The organism is Actinoplanes siamensis (genome assembly GCF_016862395.1).
GTDB classification, from domain to species: Bacteria; Actinomycetota; Actinomycetes; order Mycobacteriales; family Micromonosporaceae; genus Actinoplanes; species Actinoplanes siamensis.
The window spans coordinates 1-1,325 of record NZ_BOMW01000137.1; the positions used below are offsets into that span (position 1 = coordinate 1).

The following is a 1,325-nucleotide window of genomic DNA, read 5'->3' on the forward strand; positions in this document are numbered from 1 at the left end:
ATCAGGTCGATGACGGTGTCGGCGATGACGTTGGCGGCGTGGATAACCTGGTCGCGGGCGGTTTGCAGGGCGATGCTGAAGCTGGCTCGGTCGGGATCGGTGCTGGCGGTGGTGGTGGCGTCGGTGATGGCGATGCGGATGGCCTGGTAGGCGGTGAGTAGGGCGTAGATCTCCTGGGCGATGGCTGAGGGATGGTGGCTGCGCAGGACCCGGCGGCCGAGCATGCTCTTCTTGATCGCGAAGAACGCCGACTCGATCTCCCATCGCTCGTGGTAGAGCGTGACCAGGCCGGATGCGGTGTGCCGGCGGTGGTCGAGCAGGGTGGTGGCGAGGCGGTAGGTGCCGGTCTGCCGGCCGGCGGTGGTGGCGGTGGTGATTTCGCATTCGATGATGCGCACGTCGAGACAGCCGATCCTGGACAAGAACGAGCCGTCGGGCAGGTGCCGCAGGATGGGGGGTTTACGGTTGCCGGTCAGCCGGGCCAGGAACGCGGCTCCGGTGTCGGCGACGGTGTTGAGCAGGGTGTTGGTGGACAGGCCGCGATCTAGTAGGACGATCATGCCGGGGTGCAGGGAACGGGCCAGCCGGGCGGCGTAGGTGCTCTCGCCGGTGCTGCCCGGCCCGAACACCGCGTCGATGACGGCCCGGGTGCCGCAGGCGACCAGGGCCACGAGGGCGATCTGTGGATACCCGCTGGCCTGTGTGTACTGGTTGGATCGCTTGCCGAGCCCGGTGCGGGTGGCCGGGTTGTCGGGCACGTCCAGATGGGTGCCGTCGATCGCGACGACCAACAGACCCGCCCAGCGGGCGCCGGCAGTGCGGATCGCGGCGGTGTGCCCGCGCAGCAGGTCGAACAGGGCCCGCAGCGGTCGTACGCCCAACCGACACCGGGCGTGCCACAGTCCGGTCCCGGTGATCTTCGGGATCGGCAGGCCCTCGAGGGCACCGGTGAGTTTGCGCCACACGGCAAGGTAACCGCATTCCTCGAACAATGCGGCAGCCAGCAGCAGGTAGACCACGACTCGGGCGGGTAGCTTGCGCAGCCGCTGCTGGACCGAACCGTGCTCGGCGAGGACGGCATCGACCATGTCGAACGGCACGATCTGGGTCAACTCGCCGAGATGGCCCGGGGCGAAGACCCCGTCGGCGACAGTGATCGTGCGGGTGATGGCAGACTGAAGGGACAGCGGAGCTCCATCTGCAACGGATGTCTTTGGTCGGACAACCCGTTTCTACCGGAGCTCCGCTTCCTGTATGTATCCGGGCATACACCAGGTCAGACCGGATGTTTGACTACCAACCCGTACGCCAAACTTCACGGCCTT

The 1,325-nt window shown here is 67.1% G+C and carries 1 protein-coding gene; it reads right to left on the minus strand.

What is annotated here, in order from left to right; translation table 11 throughout:
• On the minus strand, nt 1–1,112 hold a 1,112-nt coding region (locus Asi03nite_RS37435; protein ID WP_203685247.1), incomplete at its 3' end, for an IS4 family transposase.
• Nucleotides 1,113–1,325: the final 213 nt, after the last annotated feature.